This is a genomic window from Streptomyces sp. NPDC087215 (assembly GCF_044744885.1).
Lineage (GTDB): Bacteria > Actinomycetota > Actinomycetes > Streptomycetales > Streptomycetaceae > Streptomyces.
Genome location: NZ_JBIUZD010000002.1, coordinates 837,898 through 856,609 on the forward strand (window position 1 = coordinate 837,898; position 18,712 = coordinate 856,609).

The window sequence follows — 18,712 nt, forward strand, 5'->3', positions numbered from 1 at the left end:
GTTCAGGCACCTGCCTTGGAGAGCGTGGCGGGCGTCGCGTCCTCGGCGTGGAACTCCAGCTGGTTGCGCCGGTTGGCGATGATGCCCTCCGGGCGGAAGCGCATGAGCAGGATCAGCGCGACACCGAAGGCGAAGAGCTGGTACTCGCCCATGAACTGCAGCTTGTTCGGGATGAGGAAGAGCAGGGACGCGCCGACCAGCGGACCGCTCATGGTGCCCATGCCGCCGAGGACGACGGCCGCGAGCAGGAAGGCGGAGTTGGGCGGGATCGGTCCGGCGAAGAGGTACTGCTCCGGGGTCACCGTGTACGTCACGTGGGCCTGCACCGTACCGGCGAGACCGGCGAGCGAGGCACCGAGCGCGAAGGCGATGAGCTTGACCCGGAAGCCGTTGATGCCCATGGCGAGCGCGGCGGTCTCGTCCTCGCGGATGGCGACCCAGGCGCGGCCGATGCGGGAGTCGCCGCTGCGCCGGAAGACCAGCACGACGACCGCCATGATCAGCAGCATCAGGAAGAAGTAGTTGGCGAAGCGGCCGATCGTGAAGCCCGCGATCGAGTGCTCGGCGCCGAAGTCGAACCCGAAGACGTTCAGGTTCGGGATGGACGCGATGCCGTTGGAGCCGTTGGTGATGTCCGGGCCCGAGGTGCCGTCGGTGTTCATGACGGCGATGCGGAAGATCTCACCGAAGCCGAGCGTCACGATGGCGAGGTAGTCGCCGCGCAGCCGCAGGGTCGGGGCGCCGATGAGGACACCGAAGACCAGTGAGGCTCCGGCGCCGACCAGGATGGCGGCCCAGAAGGGGAGGTGCACGCCGAACGGCGAGGTCGGGGCGCCCGAGACGAGGGCCGCCGCGTAGGCGCCGACGCCGAGGAAGGCGACGTAACCGAGGTCGAGGAGACCCGCCAGGCCGACGACGATGTTCAGGCCCAGGGCGACCGTGGCGAAGATCAGGATGTAGACGCCGAGCGTCGCGTACTGGTCGTCGGTCTGGGTGAAGGGGAAGAGCGCCGCCGCGATGAACGCGCCCGCGATGGTGAGGTTCTGGTGCTTCTTGGTGAGCTGCGTGGCCTGTGCCACGAGGCCCGACTTGCTGACCGCCGCGAAGCCGATGCCGGCCGTGATCAGGAAGCCGAGGAACAGCTCGTCGTACTCCGTGCCGACGCCGTAGGTGAAGACGCCGAGCGCCACGGCGAGGACGCCCGTGATGATCAGGATCTCGACGGCGGAGTGCATGTCCGGGACGCGGCGGGCGGTGCCGGTGGCGGAGAAGGAGGCCTTGAAGGTCGTCCAGCCGTTGCCCGCGCGGTGCTTGAACTGGTCCCAGCCGGTGTCCTCGGGGTCCACGGGCAGCACCTTCGGCCGCTCGTAGGGGAGGGCGAGGGCGCCGACCAGGGCGATGAGCGTGGCGACCGCGACGATCACGCCGCCGGGCTCCAGGTTGACCGGTCCGCCGAGGTTGACGGTGATCGCGCCGATCGTGAACCAGGCGATGGCGAAGGAGGCCAGCGCGGCGACCTTGAGCGCCGGGTCGGCCCCGGCCGGGGTCAGCCAGCGGGTGCCCTTGACCCCGTACGAGGAGAGGGCGAAGAGGGTGGTGAGCAGCCCGGTCACCAGGACCTGGAGCTGGAGGCCGCCCGGGTAGCCGGTGACCGTGAGGTCACCGGGGAACCTGGACGTCCAGGTCCAGGCGAGGAAGCAGCTGGCGACGGTGAGGACGCCGCCGCCCAGCGCGAGGGCGCGGGCCGTCTTGACCGGCAGGAAGTCGAGGAGGCTGGCCGCCCCCGCCGACTCGGGGGCCGGGGGCGCCGTCGGGTTCTCGGAGATGGTGGTCATGGTGCTCACGCCCTGTCCGCGACGCGCTCGCCGAGGAGGCCCTGGGGCCGGGCGAGGAGTACGACGATGAGGAGTACGAAGGCCCAGACGTCGGCCCAGGACTGGCCGCCGAGCTGCTGCATACCGGGGATGTGGCTGATGTAGGCCGTGGCCATGGTCTCGGCGACTCCGAGGACGACACCGCCCAGCATGGCCCCGTAGATGTTGCCGATGCCGCCGAGGACCGCGGCGGTGAACGCCTTGAGCCCGAGCAGGAAGCCCATCTTGTAGTCGACGACGCCGTACTTGAGGCCGTAGGCGACCGCTCCGACGGCGGCGAACGCGGCACCGAGCGCGAACGCGATCACGATGATCCGGTCGGTGTTGACGCCCATGAGCTTCGCGGTGTCCGGGTCCTGCGAGGTGGCCTGCATACCGCGTCCGGTCCGGGTGCGCATCACGAAGAAGGCGAGGAAGGCCATGCAGATCGGGGCCGCGATCAGGAGGAAGACGTCACCGGTCTGGATGGTGATCGGGCCCAGCTCGATCGGGCCGCCGGGGATCTGCGGGAAGGGCCGCGCGGACTTCGCCTCCGGGTACCAGACCCATACGGCGTACTGCAGGGCGAGCGAGAGACCGATGGCCGTGATGAGCGGGGCGAGCCGTGGCCCGCCACGGAGCGGACGGTAGGCGAACCGTTCCGCCCCGACGGCTATGGTCGTGGCGACGAGCACGGCGCCGATGATCATGAGGGGCAGCGCGACCCACATGCTGGTGCCGCCGGGCAGGATGAGCCAGACCGTGAGGGCCCCGAAGCCGCCGGTCATGAAGATCTCGCCGTGGGCGAAGTTGATGAGCTGGACGATGCCGTAGACCATCGTGTAGCCGACGGCGACCAGCCCGTACATGGATCCCAGTAGCAGGCCGTTGACCAGCTGCTGCGGCAGTTCGTTCACCGCATTGTCCTCCGAGACTTTCGACGGATGTGACACCGCGCGGGGAGCCAGGTGCGGCCCCCCGCGCGGTGAGGTGGTACTGAGTGGGGTGTGCGGAGATCAGCCGCCGAAGGTGTCGGACTTGACCGGCTTGAACGCGCCGCCCTCGACCTTGTAGACCGTCAGCTGCTTGTTGGTGGTGTCACCGAACTCGTCGAAGGAGACCTTGCCGGTCACACCCTCGAAGGAGACGCTCTGCATGGCCTCGACGACCTTGGCGCGGGCGTCCTCGGGGAGCTTGCCGCTGTTGCCGTCGACGACCTTCTTGACGGCCTCGATGATCGACCAGGTGGAGTCGTAGGCGTAACCGCCGTAGGCCTCGTACGCCTCCTTGTAGCCACCCGTCTTGTAGTCGGCCAGGAACTCCTTGGCGGAGGCGAGGGACTCGATCGGCGCGCCGACGGAGGTGGCGATGTCGCCGTTGGCCGCGGCGGCACCCGCGAGCTTCACGTACTCGGGGCTGTAGAGCGCGTCACCGCCGACGACGGTGACCTTCGCGCCGGCCTCCTTGATCTGCTTGGCCAGCGGACCGGCGGCCGGGTACTCGCCACCGTAGTAGACGACGTCGGCGCCGGAGCTCTTCACCTTGGTCGCGACCGCGGAGAAGTCCTTGGTGTCCGGGTTGATGTGCTCGGTGCCGAGGACCTTGCCGCCGAGCTTCTCGAACTCGCCCTTGAAGGTGCCCGCGAGACCGGCGCCGTAGGTCTTCTTGTCGTCGATGATGAAGGCCTTGGTCTTCTTGGCCTCGTTGTAGACGTACTGGGCGGCGAACGGGCCCTGGATGGCGTCCGTGGTGGCGGTACGGAAGTACGACTTGTAGCCGCGCTTCTTGTCGCCGGAGGCCCAGTTGACGCCCTGGCTCAGGGACGGGTTGGTGTTGGCCGGGGAGACCTGCGCCAGCTTCGCGTCGTCGAAGACCTTCTGCATCGACTCGGCGACGGAGGAGTTCAGCGGGCCGACGACACCGAGGACGCCCTTGTCGGCGACGAACTTGGTGGCGTTCTGCTGGCCGGCGGAGGGCTGGGCCTGGTCGTCCAGGGACTCCAGCTTGAAGGTCACGCCCTTGACGTAGGCCTTCTTGTTGGCCGTCTTGACCGCCAGGTCGGCCGAGTTCTTGATGCCGAGGCCGAGGGCCGACAGCTCGCCCGTCAGGGGGGCGTCGAGGCCGATGGTCACGGTGATGCCGCCACCGTCGCCGCCGTCGGTGGCACCGCCCTTGTCGTCGCGCGAACCACAGGCGGTGAGGGTGAGTGCTCCCGCGGTGACCGCGGTGGTGAGTATGAGCATCGAACGGTTTCGCACGAAGGGTCCTTTCCCTGGCGCGGCCCCCTCGGACGAGGTGGTGCCGTGGAGCTGTGGAACGAGGAGTGCCGTGGTGAACGCCGGGCCGTACATGGGTGTGGGTACAGGGCCGTGCCGTAGGACGCGCCCGGCGGCGCGGTGACTGGCGGTGACTCTAAGCGCAGGTGGGGAGGGTCGGGGAGCGCCGAGGACAGGATGTGACTGTCTTGTTATGCCGATGCGGAATGTGGGTGCGCGGGGGCAGGTAAAACCGGGGCATAGCGGTCTGTAAGGCGGTGTTCACATAGTGAGAACACGCAGTTCCGCTAAGGGGCTTGAGCGATTCTTGGTACTGACGGTCCGCTCAGCGGACTCTCCGGATACCGGACAGGGGCAGAAAGCTGAGCGGACGAACCGGCCCCTCCGCTTCCTCCTGTCCGGGCTCCGGCCCATGTCACGCAGAGTGACGGAAGCCGGAGCGGGAACGCCGGAGGGGGCGACACCCGCGGGTGTCGCCCCCTCCATGATCCACAGCGGACCCGCCGCTGGTCAGGCGTCGGCCGGACGTCGGCCGGACACCGGTCGGACGCCCGCGCCCGCCCCGGACGCGCCCGCCTCCGGCGCATCTCCCGCGTCCTTGCCCGTCACCTCGCGCAGCAGACAGGTCAGCCGCGCCGAGCAGACCCGCCGGTCCTGCTCGTCACTGATCACGATCTCGTACGTGGCCGTCGAACGCCCCCGGTGCACCGGCGTCGCCACCCCGGTCACCAGACCGCTGCGCACCCCCCGGTGGTGGGTGCAGTTCAGGTCCACGCCCACCGCGATCCGGGAGACCCCGCCGTGCAGCATCGCGCCGACCGAACCCAGGGTCTCCGCGAGCACCGCCGAGGCGCCGCCGTGCAGCAGACCGTACGGCTGGGTGTTCCCCTCCACCGGCATCGTGCCGACGACCCGCTCGGCGGAGGCCTCCAGGATCTGGACGCCCATCCGGTTCCCCAGGTGCCCGGCGGAGAAGAGCGCCGGGAGGTCCACGCCCAGCGCCGCGTACTCCTCGATGACCTCCTGCGGGAACTTCACGTGCTGCTGCTCACCCATGGCCCGGCTCCGTTCGTCCTGGACGGCTCTTCGATCGCCTGAGCGAACGCTTAGGCGGAGGGCGATTGTTCCAGACGGACGACCACGGACTTGCTCGCGGGGGTGTTGCTGACATCGGCCGTCGACTCCAGTGGCACCAGCACGTTCGTCTCCGGGTAGTACGCCGCCGCGCACCCCCGGGACGTCGGATAGTGCACCACCCGGAAACCGGGCGCCCGCCGCTCGCTGCCGTCGGTCCACTCGCTCACCAGATCCGCGTACGAGCCGTCCGCGAAGCCCAGCGCCTCCGCGTCCTCCGGATGGACGAGCACCACCCGGCGGCCCCCCTTGATGCCCCGGTAGCGGTCGTCCAGACCGTAGACCGTGGTGTTGTACTGGTCGTGCGAGCGCAGCGTCTGCAACAGCAGCCGCCCCTCGGGCACCCGGGGGAACTCCACCGGCGCCGCCGTGAAGTTGGCCTTCCCCGTCCTCGTCGGGAACCGCCGCTCGTCGCGCGGACCGTGCGGCAGCGTGAAGCCCCCCGGGTTCGCCGCCAGACGCGCGTTGAAGTCCTCGAAACCGGGCACCACCCGCCCGATCCGGTCCCTGATCGTCCCGTAGTCCGCCTCGAACTCCTCCCAGGGCGTGGCCGACCCGGCACCGAGCACGGCCCGTGCGAGCCGCGCCACGATCGCCGGCTCCGACAGCAGGTGCGGGCTCGCGGGCGGCAGATTGCCCCGCGAGGCGTGCACCTGGCTCATCGAGTCCTCGACCGTCACGAACTGCCTGCCGCCGCGCTGCGTGTCCCGGTCGGTGCGGCCGAGCGTCGGCAGGATCAGCGCGCGCGTGCCCGTGACCGCGTGCGAACGGTTCAGCTTCGTCGACACGTGCACCGTCAGACGGGCCCGGCACATCGCCGCCTCCGTCACCTCCGTGTCGGGCGTCGCCCCCACGAAGTTCCCGCCCATCGCGAAGAACACCTTCGCCTCGCCGTCGCGCAGCGCCTGGATCGAGCGCACCACGTCGAAACCGTGGTGCCGCGGCGAGACGATCCCGAACTCCTTGTCCAGGGCGTCGAGGAACGCGGACGACGGCCGCTCGAAGATCCCCATCGTGCGGTCGCCCTGCACGTTCGAATGGCCGCGCACCGGGCACACTCCGGCCCCCGGCCGCCCGATGTTCCCCCGCAGCAGCAGGAAGTTGACCACCTCGCGGATGGTCGGCACCGCGTGCTTGTGCTGCGTCAGGCCCATCGCCCAGCAGACCACCGTCCGCTCCGAGGCCAGCACCATCTCCAGGGCCCGCTCGATCTCGGCCCGCCCCAGCCCCGTCGCCGCGAGCGTCTCGTCCCAGTCCGCCGTGAGCGCCGCCGCCGCGAACTCCTCGTACCCATGGGTGTGCTCGCGCACGAACTCCTCGTCGACCGCCCCCGGCGTCTCCAGGACCAGCCTGTTGAGCAGCCGGAACAGGGCCTGGTCGCCGCCGATCCGGATCTGCAGGAAGAGATCCGTGAGCGCGGCGCCCCGCACCATGCCCTGCGGGGTCTGCGGGTTCTTGAAACGCTCCAGACCCGCCTCCGGCAGCGGATTCACCGAGATGATCCGCGCGCCCGCGGCCTTCGCCTTCTCCAGGGCCGACAGCATCCGGGGATGGTTCGTCCCCGGATTCTGCCCGGCCACCACGATCAGGTCCGCCCGGTGCAGGTCCTCGAGGGACACACTGCCCTTGCCGATGCCGATGGTCTCCGTGAGCGCCGAACCCGACGACTCGTGACACATGTTGGAACAGTCCGGCAGATTGTTCGTGCCGAACTCCCGGGCGAAGAGCTGGAGCAGGAACGCCGCCTCGTTGCTCGTCCGCCCCGAGGTGTAGAAGAGCGCCTCGTCCGGCGAGGCCAGCGCCCGCAGCTCCTCCGCCAGGATCGCGAAGGCACGCTCCCAGGTCACCGGCTCGTACCGGTCGCCGCCCTCCGGCAGATACACCGGCTCCGTGATCCGGCCCTGCTGCCCCAGCCAGTACCCGCTGCGCTCCGCCAGCTCCGCCACCGGATGCGCCGCGAAGAACTCCGGGGTCACCCGGCGCAGCGTCGCCTCCTCGGCGACCGCCTTCGCCCCGTTCTCGCAGAACTCCGCGACATGCCGCTTGTCCGCCTCGGGCCAGGCGCAGCCGGGACAGTCGAAACCGTCTTTCTGGTTGACCTTGAGCAGTGTCCGCGCGGTACGCACCACGCCCATCTGCTCCCGTGCCATCCGCAGGGTGTGCCCGACGGCCGGCAGCCCGGCGGCGGCGTGCTGCGGCGGCGTGACCTGCGGTGCGTCCTGGACCGGGTCACCGGCCGGAGGCTTGCTGACCATCGCGCTCTCCCTTGAGCGGTAATCCTGCGGCGTACACCTCCGATCCTGTCACGCGGCACCGACAGCGGGGCACCCCGCCGGTGTGGACCGGAATGTCAGTGGTCCGTGGCAGGATCGTCGTGTGGCCGAGACAGCATCGAAGAACCCCGCAGACACCCGCCCCCGCCTGCTCCTCATGGACGGGCACTCGCTCGCGTACCGGGCGTTCTACGCGCTGCCCGCGGAGAACTTCACCACCGCGACCGGGCAGCCGACGAACGCGATCTACGGATTCGCCTCGATGCTGGCGAACACGCTGCGCGACGAGGCGCCCACGCACTTCGCGGTTGCCTTCGACGTGTCCCGCAAGACCTGGCGCTCCGACGAGTTCCCCGAGTACAAGGCGAACCGCTCCAAGACCCCCGACGAGTTCAAGGGACAGGTCGAGCTGATCGGCGAGCTGCTCGACGCGATGCACGCGCCGCGCTTCGCCGTCGAGGGCTTCGAGGCGGACGACGTCATCGCCACCCTCGTCACCCAGGCCGAGGCCGAGGGCTTCGACGTCCTCATCGTCACCGGCGACCGGGACTCCTTCCAGCTGGTCAGCGACCGCACCACCGTGCTCTACCCCACCAAGGGCGTCTCCGAGCTGACCCGCTTCACCCCGGAGAAGGTCCAGGAGAAGTACGGCCTCACGCCCTCTCAGTACCCCGACTTCGCGGCCCTGCGCGGCGACCCGTCGGACAACCTCCCCGGCATCCCCGGCGTCGGCGAGAAGACCGCCGCCAAGTGGATCAACCAGTTCGGCTCCTTCGCCGAGCTCGTCGAGCGCGCCGAGGAGGTCAAGGGCAAGGCCGGACAGAACTTCCGCGACCACCTGGAGTCCGTCAAGCTCAACCGCGTCCTGACCGAGATGGTCCGGGACGTCGAACTGCCGAGGACCGTGACGGAGCTGGCCCGCGAGCCCTACGACCGGGCGGCCGTCGCCCTCGTCCTCGACACCCTGGAGATCCGCAACCCCTCGCTGCGCGAGCGGCTCCTCGCCGTCGACCCCGGCGCCGCCGAGGAAGCGTCCCCCGCGCCCGCCGAGGGCGTCGAGATCGACGGCACCGTCATCGGCGCCGGAGAGCTGGCCCCCTGGCTCGCCGAGCACGGCACCGGACCCCTCGGCGTCGCCACCGTCGACAGCTGGGCCCTCGGCACGGGGAACGTCAGCGAGATCGCCCTCGCCGCGGCCGGAGGGGCCGCCGCCTGGTTCGACCCCAGCACCCTCGACGGGGCCGACGAACTGGCCTGGGCCGAGTGGATCTCCGACGCCGGCCGCCCCAAGGTCCTGCACAACGCCAAGGGCGCCATGCGGGTCTTCCCCGAGCACGGCTGGAGCATCGCGGGCGTCACCATGGACACCGCCCTCGCCGCCTACCTCGTCAAGCCCGGCCGGCGTTCCTTCGCGCTCGACGCGCTCTCCGTGGAGTACCTCGGCCGCGAGCTGGCCCCGGCCGCCGCCGCCGACGGACAGCTCGCCTTCGGCGCCGACGAGACCGCCGAGGCCGACGCCCTGATGACCCAGGCACGGGCCGTCCTCGACCTCGCCGGGGCCTTCGAGGAGCGGCTCGGCGAAGTCGGCGCCCGCGAGCTGCTGCACGAGGTCGAACTGCCCACCTCCACCCTCCTCGCCCGGCTCGAACGGCACGGCATCGCCGCCGACCGGGACCATCTGGAGGCCATGGAGCAGCAGTTCGCCGCGGCCGTGCAGCAGGCCGTCAAGGAGGCGCACTCCTCCGTCGGCCACGAGTTCAACCTCGGCTCGCCCAAGCAGCTCCAGGAGGTCTTCTTCGGCGAGCTGAACCTGCCGAAGACCAAGAAGACCAAGACCGGCTACACCACCGACGCCGACGCCCTCGCCTGGCTGGCCGCGCAGACCGAGCACGAACTGCCCGTCATCATGCTCCGCCACCGAGAGCAGGCCCGGCTGCGCTCCACCGTCGAGGGCCTGATCAAGACCGTCGCCGCCGACGGCCGCATCCACACCACCTTCAGTCAGACCACCGCCGCCACCGGCCGTCTCTCCTCCACCGACCCCAATCTGCAGAACGTGCCGGTGCGGACGGACGAGGGCCGCGCCATCCGGCACGGCTTCGTCGTCGGCGAGGGCTTCGAGTCCCTCATGACCGCCGACTACAGCCAGATCGAGCTGCGCGTCATGGCCCACCTCTCCGAGGACGCGGGGCTCATCGAGGCCTTCGCCTCCGGCGAGGACCTGCACACCACCGTCGCCTCCCAGGTCTTCGGCGTCGAGCGGTCCGCCGTCGACGCCGAGATGCGCCGTAAGATCAAGGCCATGTCCTACGGCCTCGCCTACGGCCTGTCGGCCTTCGGCCTCGCACAGCAGCTGAACATCGACCCGGGCGAGGCCCGCGTCCTGATGGACACCTACTTCGAGCGCTTCGGCGGCGTCCGGGAGTATCTGCACCGGGTCGTCGAGGAGGCCCGCGCCACCGGGTACACCGAGACCATGCTCGGCCGCCGCCGCTATCTGCCCGACCTCAACAGCGACAACCGCCAGCGCCGCGAGGCCGCCGAGCGGATGGCGCTCAACGCCCCGATCCAGGGCACGGCCGCCGACATCGTGAAGGTCGCCATGCTGAACGTGGACCGGGCACTGACCGAGGCGGGCCTCGTCTCCCGGATGCTCCTCCAGGTCCACGACGAAATCGTCCTGGAGATCGCCCCCGGTGAGCGGGAGCGCGTCGAGGCCCTGGTCCGCGAGCAGATGTCGGCCGCCGCCGACCTGCGCGCCCCGCTCGACGTCTCCGTCGGCGTGGGCCGCGACTGGGACTCCGCCGCGCACTGACACCACTCCCACGGGCCGGGCCCCGCGACCCCCACCGGTCGCGGGCCCGGCCCGTGCGGCTCGCCCCGGGTGGCCCTTTCCAGGGCGACCCGGCCCCGGAACCAGGAGCACGATCACAAGCCGTCGCTCCCGCCCCCGGGTCAGGGCCCGGCCTCGGCGCCCTCCTCGGGGCCGCTGGCACCGCCCGCCCCGCCGAGACCCACCGGGCGCCCACGCTCCGCGCCCCACCCGTGAACCAGCCCTGGCCGCCCCGCCCTCCCAGGACATCGGCACCGCCTGGGCGAAACTCTCCAGCGCCCGTCTGAACCGGGTGCTTCTGGTGCTCCGGGAAGCCGGGGCAGGGGTACCGCCTTTGGCCCGTCCGCTACGGGGGCCTCCCCTGTACCACCGCCCGGGACCAACTGGCCCTGCTTGCCGCAGTGTTCCGCCGTGCCGAGTCCCAGAGACTGATGGGCCAGGCCGTCCGGGACCAGGCCCGGAGCGTCACCGCAGGCGCTCCTCGTACGGTCAAGGCGCACCCCGAGGACGGCTGGTTGTCCCGCACCACCCACACCTGGCGCGTCCACAGTGTCCGCATCGTCCGCCGCGCATTCCCGGCGCCGAAGAACCCCGCCGGGGGAGTGGTGAGTACGGAGGAGCCGCGGAGGCGGTCGTATCGAGGAGGAAGGGTCTGGCGGCCGCACGGAGGGGGAGCGGCGCGGAGCCGGTCGTACGGTCGGCGAGGCGGGCGCGGGAGCAGGCAGGGACCGGTGCGTCCGCCGCGCCCGTGGCCGACTGTCGGACCGCGCTCCCCCGCCACGACAGCCACGACAGTCTCACCCCGTTGCACGCGTCCGGACCCCGGAGGGCGTCGCCCTCGCCGTCCGCCGGGGGCTCTCCGGCGCCGCCGACCGGAGTCCCACCCCGCCGGAGCGGATCAGCGAGCCCCCTGACGGGAGCGTTCCGGCAGCGGGGCCCGACCCGACTCCTCCGGAGAGGGGCCGCCCGGACGCCGCGCCCCGGCGAACAGCCGCGCCCCCGTCCCGTACAGCACGAGCCCGAGGGCGAGCCCCCCGCCCGCCCCGAAACAGGCCGTCGGAATGATGTCCAGGGGCGTCTCGATCCGTTCCCAGCCCGTGTACGAGATCCAGCTCAGCACCCGGTGGGCGACCCCGGCGAGGGCGCAGCCGCCGATCAGCCCGAGGGCCAGGAACCGTCCCCGGCGATCCGGGACGGGCACCCCCGGCGGCAGTTCCACGCCCGGACCGGCCGTGCGCGGCGCCCGCGCGAGACACCAGCAGAGCAGGGCCAGGGCCAGCGCCGAACCCCCGTACTGCGCGTACTGGTAGACGGGGAACCCGGCCACGACCTCGCCGAGGAAGGGGATCAGGCGGGTGCCCCAGCGGTCGTGGTGGGTGAAGGCGTCCCACACCACGTGCGTCGTCGAGCCGAGCACGGCGGACAGCCCGAACCAGCCCGCGAGCACGGCCGGGCGCCGCTCCCGCCACGGACGGCCCCGCAGCAGCCCGTACACCCGCCCGCGCCACCGGGAGGGCAGCAGCGCCGCGAGCGGCTCGCGCAAGGTCAGCCACAGACCGACGAGCACGGCGGTGATCAGCACATCGGCCGTGACGATCCCGAGGGGGGCGTGGGTGAAGTGCCCGAGGGTCATCGCCCCGGGGACGGCCGTGGCGGCGAAGTAGGTCATGTCGGGCGCGAAGGAGCCCGCGACGAGCGCGGAGGCGACCAGCGGCCCGCGCGCGGTCCCGTCCCGTCGCAGTACGGGCAGGACGGCGGCGGCATGGCTCAGTGTGAAAGGCAACGAGAGTTCCCCCGGCTCGCGGTGATGTCGGCCACGGTACGCGGGCGGTCACCGTCCAGGAGGGCCGGGCGGCTCTTGGGGTCTTGGTCCCGGGAGGAGGCCGTGAGGTGACGAAACCGTGAAACACGGTCAGGGGCCGGTGCCCGACGGGTGCGAGGTGGCATAGGGTCGCCAGAGGTCTCACGCGGGGAGCGCGGGGCCGGAGTCGAGGGGGAGGGGACCACGGACATGTCAGCGCACTTGGGCCGCAGGCTGCGCAGGGGAGCCACCAGCGGCGCGGTGGTGGCGGCGGCGGTCGCCGCGCTCGCCGCCTCACAGGCTCCGGAGACGGTCGCCCCGCCCACGGACAACGCGGGCGGTGACCGCAGCATAGGCGCCGGGGACACCACGTCCCCCTCCGGCGACGGCTCGGCCACCGGCGACTCGCCGTACTACACGGACCTGCCGCCGCTCAACACCCCGAACAAGCCCGGGGCGCCCACGCCCAACCTGCCCGTGACGACCGGCCCCGCCGAGGCGGGCATCCCCGCTTCCGTCTTCGCCGCCTACCAGCGTGCCGAGCAGTCGATCCGCTCGACCGACCCCGGCTGCAAACTGCCCTGGCAGCTGCTCGCGGGCATCGGCAAGGTCGAGTCCGGGCAGGCGCGCGGCGGCCGGGTCGACGCCAACGGGACCACGCTCTCGCCGATCCTCGGCCCGGTCCTCAACGGCGTCGGGTTCGCCAACATCTCCGACACCGACGGCGGCGCCTACGACGGCGACAGCACCCACGACCGTGCCGTCGGCCCGATGCAGTTCATCCCGTCCACCTGGGCCGTCTGGGGCCAGGACGCCAACGGCGACGGGAAGAAGGACCCGAACAACATCTACGACGCGGCGCAGGCCGCCGGTCTCTACCTCTGCGCCAACAATCGCGATCTGGCCCTCAAGGCCGACCTCGACCGGGCGATCCTCAGCTACAACCGCTCCCGGGAGTACCTGAACACGGTCCTGTCCTGGTTCGAGTACTACCAGCGCGGCACCCACCAGGTCCCGGACGGAACGGGCGTGCTGCCGGCCGACCGCAGCGACGGCCGGGGCCAGGCCAACCGCCCGCCCACCTCCCCGCTCGTCCCCTCCCCGACACCCCCCGCGCCGAAGCCGACGCCGGGCGGCCCGGACGCCATCAAGCCCCCGACCGCGCCGAAGCCCCCGGTCAAGCCCCCGGTGACCCCGCCGACGAAGCCGACCGTCCCCCCGGCCGCCAAGGTCACGCGCCTCACCACGGTGGCGACCGGGGAACTCACCACGACCACCGGCAGCGCCTTCGCCAAGTCCCCGGCGGTCGCCGCGCTCGACGCGTCCGGCAGCCCGGTCACCGGCGTCGCCGTCCGCTTCGAGATCACCGGCGGCACCGACGCCCGCTTCACCGGGGGCGGCACCTCCGCGACCGTCACCACGGGTTCGGCGGGCATCGCCGCGGCACCCGCGCTGCGGGCGGGCGAGAAGACCGGCTCGTTCACGATCACGGCCACCGTCGTCGGCCGCACCCTGGACGGGGTCCGGTTCACCGCGACCGTCACCGAACGCCGGGCCGACGTCCTCGCCCGGGTCGGCGGAGACCCCCTGACGGCCGCCACCGGCGCCGCCTACACCCAGCGCGTCCAGGTGAAGGCCACCGACAAGGGCGTGCTCGCCCCCGGCGTGCTCGTCACCGCCAAGATCGTCGACTCCTCTTCGGGTACGGAGGAGAGCCCCGACGGGCCGTACTTCAAGGACGCGGCGGGCGCCCCGCTGCGGACCCTCGTCCTCACCACCGACGCGAACGGTCTGATCTCCCTTCCCGAGCTGTTCGCGGGCGCCAAGGCGGGCACGTACGTGCTCCGTCTGAGCTCGCCCGGCGGCGGCAGCGCGGAGGTCGAGCTGACGGTCACGGCGGCGCCGACTCCGACGCCCACCCCGGACCCGACGCCCTCCGGCGGCACCTCGCCTTCGGCCTCGCCCTCCGCCTCGGCCTCCGGTTCCGCCTCGCCCTCCCCTTCGGCCTGACCGGACCGGTCCCCGCGTCCACCGCGCCGCCCCACCGCCTCACCAGGCGGCGGGGCGGCGCGCCGCGTTCCCCCTCGCCCCGACCGACCACGAGGCCGACGCGCGGCGCGCTCCCGGTACCGCTCGGGAGACGACTCGGCGGCGCGTGCCCCTGGGGAGGGACCGGGGAGAACGCTCGCCGGGCCGCCCGGCCGGAAGACACCGGAACGGCGCCTCGCGGTCCGCGCCCTGGACCGTTCGAGAAGCGGCCGACGCGTGCTCTCCCCCGAACCGACCGGCGCGGCGGCCCGCTGCGCGCCCCCCCCGGAACCGTTCCCCAGGCGGTACGGCGGCGCGCGCCCCCGGAACCGTCTGGGAGGCGTCTCGGCGGTGCGATCCCCGGAACCGTGCGAGAGGCGTCTCGGTCGTGTCTCGAAAGTCCCGCCTGCCTGGCGGCGTCTGGCACGCACGCTCGCCGCGTTGTCGGGACACCCCGATACAACCGGTATCGGGGCGACCCTCCGCCTTGCGATCGCACGCACCGGACGCCGCCAGGCCTGCCCTCCGGGCAGACGGCGCTCCTTTCGAAACACGCCCTGGGCCGTGTGTGACCCCCGGCCGATCAGGAGGCGTCTCGACGGTACGAGCTGTTCTCATCTCGCGGTCGCGTTGCTACGGTGCCCCCGCCCTGACGACTCATCAGATCGCACCCGGGAGGCCGACCATGCGCGCCCTCGTCGCCGCCGCCATCGGACTCGCCCCAGTCCTCCTTCTCCTCCTCGTCCTCTCCGTGGCCGATCTGCCGCCCGACGGCCCCACCTCGCCCAGACCCCTGCTGACCGCCGATCCCGGCCCCAAGAAGTAAGGAGGGGCCGACCGTGCGCCGCCGAGCCAGCCTCGTCCTGCTCTCCCTCGCCGTCCTCTGCGCCGCGCTGGCCCCGACCCTGCGCTGGTACGCCTTTCCCCGCCTGGCGAAGATCCCGGCGAACCAGTACCAGGAGACCGTCCTGGAGGCGCGGCCCGCCACCCTCCTCGACTACTCCACCCTCAAGGCGGAGAAGGTCGACAAGATCACGATCGTCCAGACCCTCAAGGGCAATGTGGAGGAGTCCCGTCGCATCGAACGCGACGCCGGACGGGACGTCGTCGTCTGGGACGCGCTCTCCTACGTCGCGGGGCCCGACGGAAAGATGGTCTCCAAGATCCCCGAGCGGTACATCTTCGACGCCCACACCCAGGAACCCGTCCACGCCACCGGCGAATCCGTCGACGGCGACCCCGTCAGGCGCGACGGCATCGAGTTCAAGTTCCCCTTCCTGACCGAGAAGCGCGACTACCAGTACTTCGACGCCCAGACCCGTACCTCGGCCCCCATCCACTACGCGGGCACCCGCGTCTTCCGCGGCACGGAGGTCTACTACTTCGAGCAGACCGTCCCCTGGACCAAGGTCCCCATGCCCAAGACCATGCCCGTCAAGGGCATCACCCCGCAGATCCTCGCCGACTCGGGCCTCACCCGCTGGTACACCACCAAGCGCATGTTCTGGGTCGAGCCCGTCACCGGAGCCCCGGTCAACGGCGAGGAGATCCACAAGGAAGAACTTCGCAACGCCAAGGCCCTCATGGGCCGGGACACCATCACGGTCTTCGAGGGACACGTGAAGATGCGCGAGGACTACCTGGAGAGCATCGGCGAGATGGTCGCCTCCAACCGCCTCATGGTGCTGATGCTCGTCTCCTACCTCCCCTGGAGCCTCACCCTCCTCGCCCTGCTCCTCCTCTCCCTCTCGCTCTGGCTGGAGGCCCGCTCCCGCCGCCCGGCGGACCGGCCCGGGGCCGCCGCCCCCGTCAGCCCTCCCGTCTGAGCCGCGCGCTCGTGTGCCGGGTCGGCGGCGCGGTCGCCGGGTCCTCCGGCCACGGATGCTTCGGATACCGCCCCCGCAGCTCCGCCCGCACGGCCCGGTAGCCGTCCCGCCAGAACGACGCCAGATCGGCGGTCACCGCCGCCGGACGCCCGGCGGGGGACAGCAGGTGCACCAGCACCGGCACCCCCGCCACCCTGGGCGTCTCCGCGAGCCCGAACATCTCCTGGAGCTTCACCGCGAGCACCGGCCGCCCACCGCCGTACTCGACCCGGATCCGTGAACCGCTCGGCACCTCGATCCGCTCCGGCGCCAGCTCGCCCAGCCGCCCCGCCTCGCCCGACGCCCACGGCAGCAGTCTCCGCAGCGCCTCGCCCGCGTCGATCCGCCCCAGATCGGCCCGTCGCGCCGCCCGGGACAGCTCGGGCTCCAGCCACTCGTCGGCCCGGTCCAGAAGCACCCCGTCGTCCGTCACGTCCGGCCAGGGCCCGCCCAACTCCCGGTGCAGGAAAGCCAGCCGATCCCGCAACTCCCCGGCCTCCCGGCTCCACCGCAGCAGCCCCAGCCCCTCCCGCCGCAGGCCGTCGAGCAGCGCCGCCCGCACCGACGCGGACCCGGCCCTCGTCCCGAGCGGCCGGACCATCAGCTCGACCGCGCCCAGCCGGTCCACCGAGCGTGCGACCACGTCCCCGTCCTCCCAGCGGATCTCCTCCCCGGCCGCCCGCAGATGCCCGGCCGCCCGCAGCGCCACCTCCTCGTCGACCACGGCCGCCAGCCGCACCCGCGCCGTCGCGTCCCGCGCCGTACGGTCCGCCACCGCCACGGCCAGCCACGGACCGGACCGCAGCCGCGACCCCTCGGCAAGGCGCGCCCCGCTTCCCGACACCATCAGAAGGCCGCCCTGCTCCCGGGCCCGCGCCAACCGCTCGGGAAAGGCCAGCGCGGTCACCAGCCCGGCCACCAGATCCTCACCACCCCCACCACCATCACCACGTGTCCTGCCGACACCACTCATCCCGTTGGTACCACCCACCCTGCCGAACGCTTTCGGCCCCCCGACCCCATCCGCCGCCCGTGCCACCTCGGCCCCCTTACCCACACCGGCGCCACCCGCCTCGCCCACCAGGCGCTCCAGGCGACGGGCCTCCGTCCGCCAGCGGGCGCCGTACCCGTCGGAGCCCCGCCGGGCCGCGCGCCAGGCCTCCACCAGATCGTCCCCGTACCCGCGCGGCGGCTCCTCGCTGAGCAGCGCCACCACCTCCGCCGCCCGCCGCGCCCCGACCTCCGGCGCGCCGTCCAGGAGGGCACGGCCCAGCCGGGGGTGGAGCCCCAGCCGGGACAGGCGCACCCCGCGCGCGGTGGCCCGGCCCGACTCGTCCACGGCACCGATCGACCTGAGGACCGAGCGGGCCGCCGCCAGCGCCCCGGCGGGCGGCGGATCGAGCAGGGCGAGCCCCTCCGCCGTGGGATCGCCCCAGCAGGCCACGCGCAGCGCGAAGTCCGCCAGGTCCGCGACCTTGATCTCGGGGGACGGGAATCGCGGCCTGCCCCCGTCACCGGCCTCCGGCCAGCAGCGGTACACATGGCCGAAGGCCTCCCGGCCCGCCCGGCCCAGGCGCTGGGTCGCGGTCGCCTCCGAGACCGTCACCGTCGCCAGCGAACCCAGCCCCCTGGCGTGGTCCGTGCGCGGCTCCCGCGCGAGCCCCGAGTCCACGACGATCCGCACCCCGGGCACCGTCAGGCTGGACTCGGCCACCGAGGTCGCCAGCACCACCCTGCGCCGCCCGCCGGGCTCCGTGCCCCGCAGCACCGCGTCCTGCACGGCCGCCGGAGCCCGCCCGTGGAGCTGGAGGACCTCCGCGCCGACATCGCCGAGGAGTCCGGCCGTCCGCGCGATCTCCCCCGTACCGGGAAGGAAGCAGAGGACGTCCCCCTCGTGCCGCTCCATCGCCAGCCGGACGGTCGCGGCCACGTGCCGCAGCAGCGCGGGGTCCACCCAGGTGCCGTGGGCCGGCCGGACGTCCGGGGGAGGAGCCGCGTGGTGGACCCGGCAGCCGTGCCCCTCACCCCTGCTGCACACCACCGGCGCGGGCCCCGAGCCCTCCAGCACCGTCAGCAGGTCGGCCCACGCGGCGGTGTCCCCGGTGGCCGAGGCGGCGATCAGTCCCAGCTCCGGCCGCAGGGTGGCCCGCACGTCCACCAGGAACGCCATCGCGGTGTCGGCGTCGAGGTGCCGCTCGTGGCACTCGTCGAGCAGCACCACGTCCACCCCCGCCAGCTCGGGATCCCGCTGGAGCCGCTGGAGCAGGATGCCCGTGGTCACCACCTCGACCCGGGTCGCCGGACCCGTCCGGCGCTCCCCCCGCACGGAGAAGCCCACCGTGCCGCCGACCTCCTCACCGAGCAGCCACGCCATCCGCCGGGCCGCCGCCCGCACCGCCATCCGTCGCGGCTCGGCCACCAGGACCCGCCGCTCTGGCCCGTCCCCTATGAGCCCCGCGAGCGCCAGCGGCACCAGGGTCGTCTTGCCCGTACCGGGAGGCGCGGACAGCACGGCCGTGCCGCGCCGGCCGAGCGCGTCCAGCAGCTCGGGCACGGCATGACGGACGGGGAGACGGTCGAGTGCGTCGTTTCGGATCACGTACTCAGTCTCGTACGAGAGCCGAAAAAGGTGGGTCCCGTTGTCCACAG

At 72.3% G+C, this 18,712-nt stretch carries 11 protein-coding genes; 4 read left to right on the forward strand and 7 right to left on the reverse strand.

Annotated elements, in window-relative coordinates; translation table 11 throughout:
* Positions 1-2: 2 nt before the first annotated feature.
* The 5 genes from ACIO92_RS08380 to ACIO92_RS08400 form a co-directional block, all read right to left on the reverse strand.
* Positions 3-1,835 (reverse strand): ABC transporter permease subunit, encoded by a 1,833-nt coding sequence (locus ACIO92_RS08380; protein ID WP_366442967.1) that lies wholly within the window; start codon positions 1,833-1,835, stop codon positions 3-5.
* 5 nt (positions 1,836-1,840) lie between these two features.
* Positions 1,841-2,770: a branched-chain amino acid ABC transporter permease gene (locus tag ACIO92_RS08385; RefSeq protein WP_366442968.1), complete on the reverse strand. Its 930-nt coding sequence runs from the start codon at positions 2,768-2,770 to the stop codon at positions 1,841-1,843.
* A gap of 99 nt (positions 2,771-2,869) precedes the next feature.
* Positions 2,870-4,096 carry a branched-chain amino acid ABC transporter substrate-binding protein gene (locus ACIO92_RS08390; protein ID WP_401235939.1) on the reverse strand — a complete coding sequence of 409 codons (1,227 nt, stop codon included), beginning with the start codon at positions 4,094-4,096 and terminating at the stop codon, positions 2,870-2,872.
* 543 nt (positions 4,097-4,639) lie between these two features.
* Positions 4,640-5,185, reverse strand: a complete 546-nt coding sequence (locus ACIO92_RS08395) for a hotdog fold thioesterase (protein WP_366442970.1) — start codon at positions 5,183-5,185, stop codon at positions 4,640-4,642.
* A 50-nt stretch (positions 5,186-5,235) separates the two neighbouring features.
* Positions 5,236-7,518, reverse strand: a complete 2,283-nt coding sequence (locus tag ACIO92_RS08400; RefSeq protein WP_366442971.1) for an FdhF/YdeP family oxidoreductase — start codon at positions 7,516-7,518, stop codon at positions 5,236-5,238.
* Between the two features lie 121 nt (positions 7,519-7,639).
* On the opposite strand from ACIO92_RS08400, the gene polA reads away from it, so the two are divergent.
* Complete coding sequence (polA, locus tag ACIO92_RS08405; protein WP_366442972.1) at positions 7,640-10,351, forward strand: DNA polymerase I; 2,712 nt, start codon at positions 7,640-7,642, stop codon at positions 10,349-10,351.
* Between the two features lie 916 nt (positions 10,352-11,267).
* On the opposite strand, the gene ACIO92_RS08410 is transcribed toward polA, so the two are convergent.
* Positions 11,268-12,152 carry a DUF4184 family protein gene (locus tag ACIO92_RS08410; RefSeq protein WP_402279320.1) on the reverse strand — a complete coding sequence of 295 codons (885 nt, stop codon included), beginning with the start codon at positions 12,150-12,152 and terminating at the stop codon, positions 11,268-11,270.
* A 228-nt stretch (positions 12,153-12,380) separates the two neighbouring features.
* On the opposite strand from ACIO92_RS08410, the gene ACIO92_RS08415 reads away from it, so the two are divergent.
* From ACIO92_RS08415 to ACIO92_RS08425, 3 genes are all read left to right on the forward strand, one after another.
* Positions 12,381-14,180, forward strand: coding sequence for a lytic transglycosylase (locus ACIO92_RS08415; RefSeq protein WP_402279317.1), 1,800 nt, complete (start codon positions 12,381-12,383; stop codon positions 14,178-14,180).
* 703 nt (positions 14,181-14,883) lie between these two features.
* On the forward strand, positions 14,884-15,024 hold the full coding sequence (locus ACIO92_RS08420; protein WP_351779075.1) for an SPW_0924 family protein: 141 nt from the start codon (positions 14,884-14,886) through the stop codon (positions 15,022-15,024).
* A 13-nt stretch (positions 15,025-15,037) separates the two neighbouring features.
* Entirely contained in the window at positions 15,038-16,024 is a 987-nt protein-coding gene (locus tag ACIO92_RS08425) for a DUF3068 domain-containing protein (protein ID WP_366442975.1), read from the forward strand.
* Here the strand turns inward: ACIO92_RS08425 and ACIO92_RS08430 are convergent.
* Positions 16,008-18,662 (reverse strand): ATP-dependent RNA helicase, encoded by a 2,655-nt coding sequence (locus tag ACIO92_RS08430; protein ID WP_402279313.1) that lies wholly within the window; start codon positions 18,660-18,662, stop codon positions 16,008-16,010. The genes ACIO92_RS08425 and ACIO92_RS08430 overlap by 17 nt on opposite strands.
* Positions 18,663-18,712: the final 50 nt, after the last annotated feature.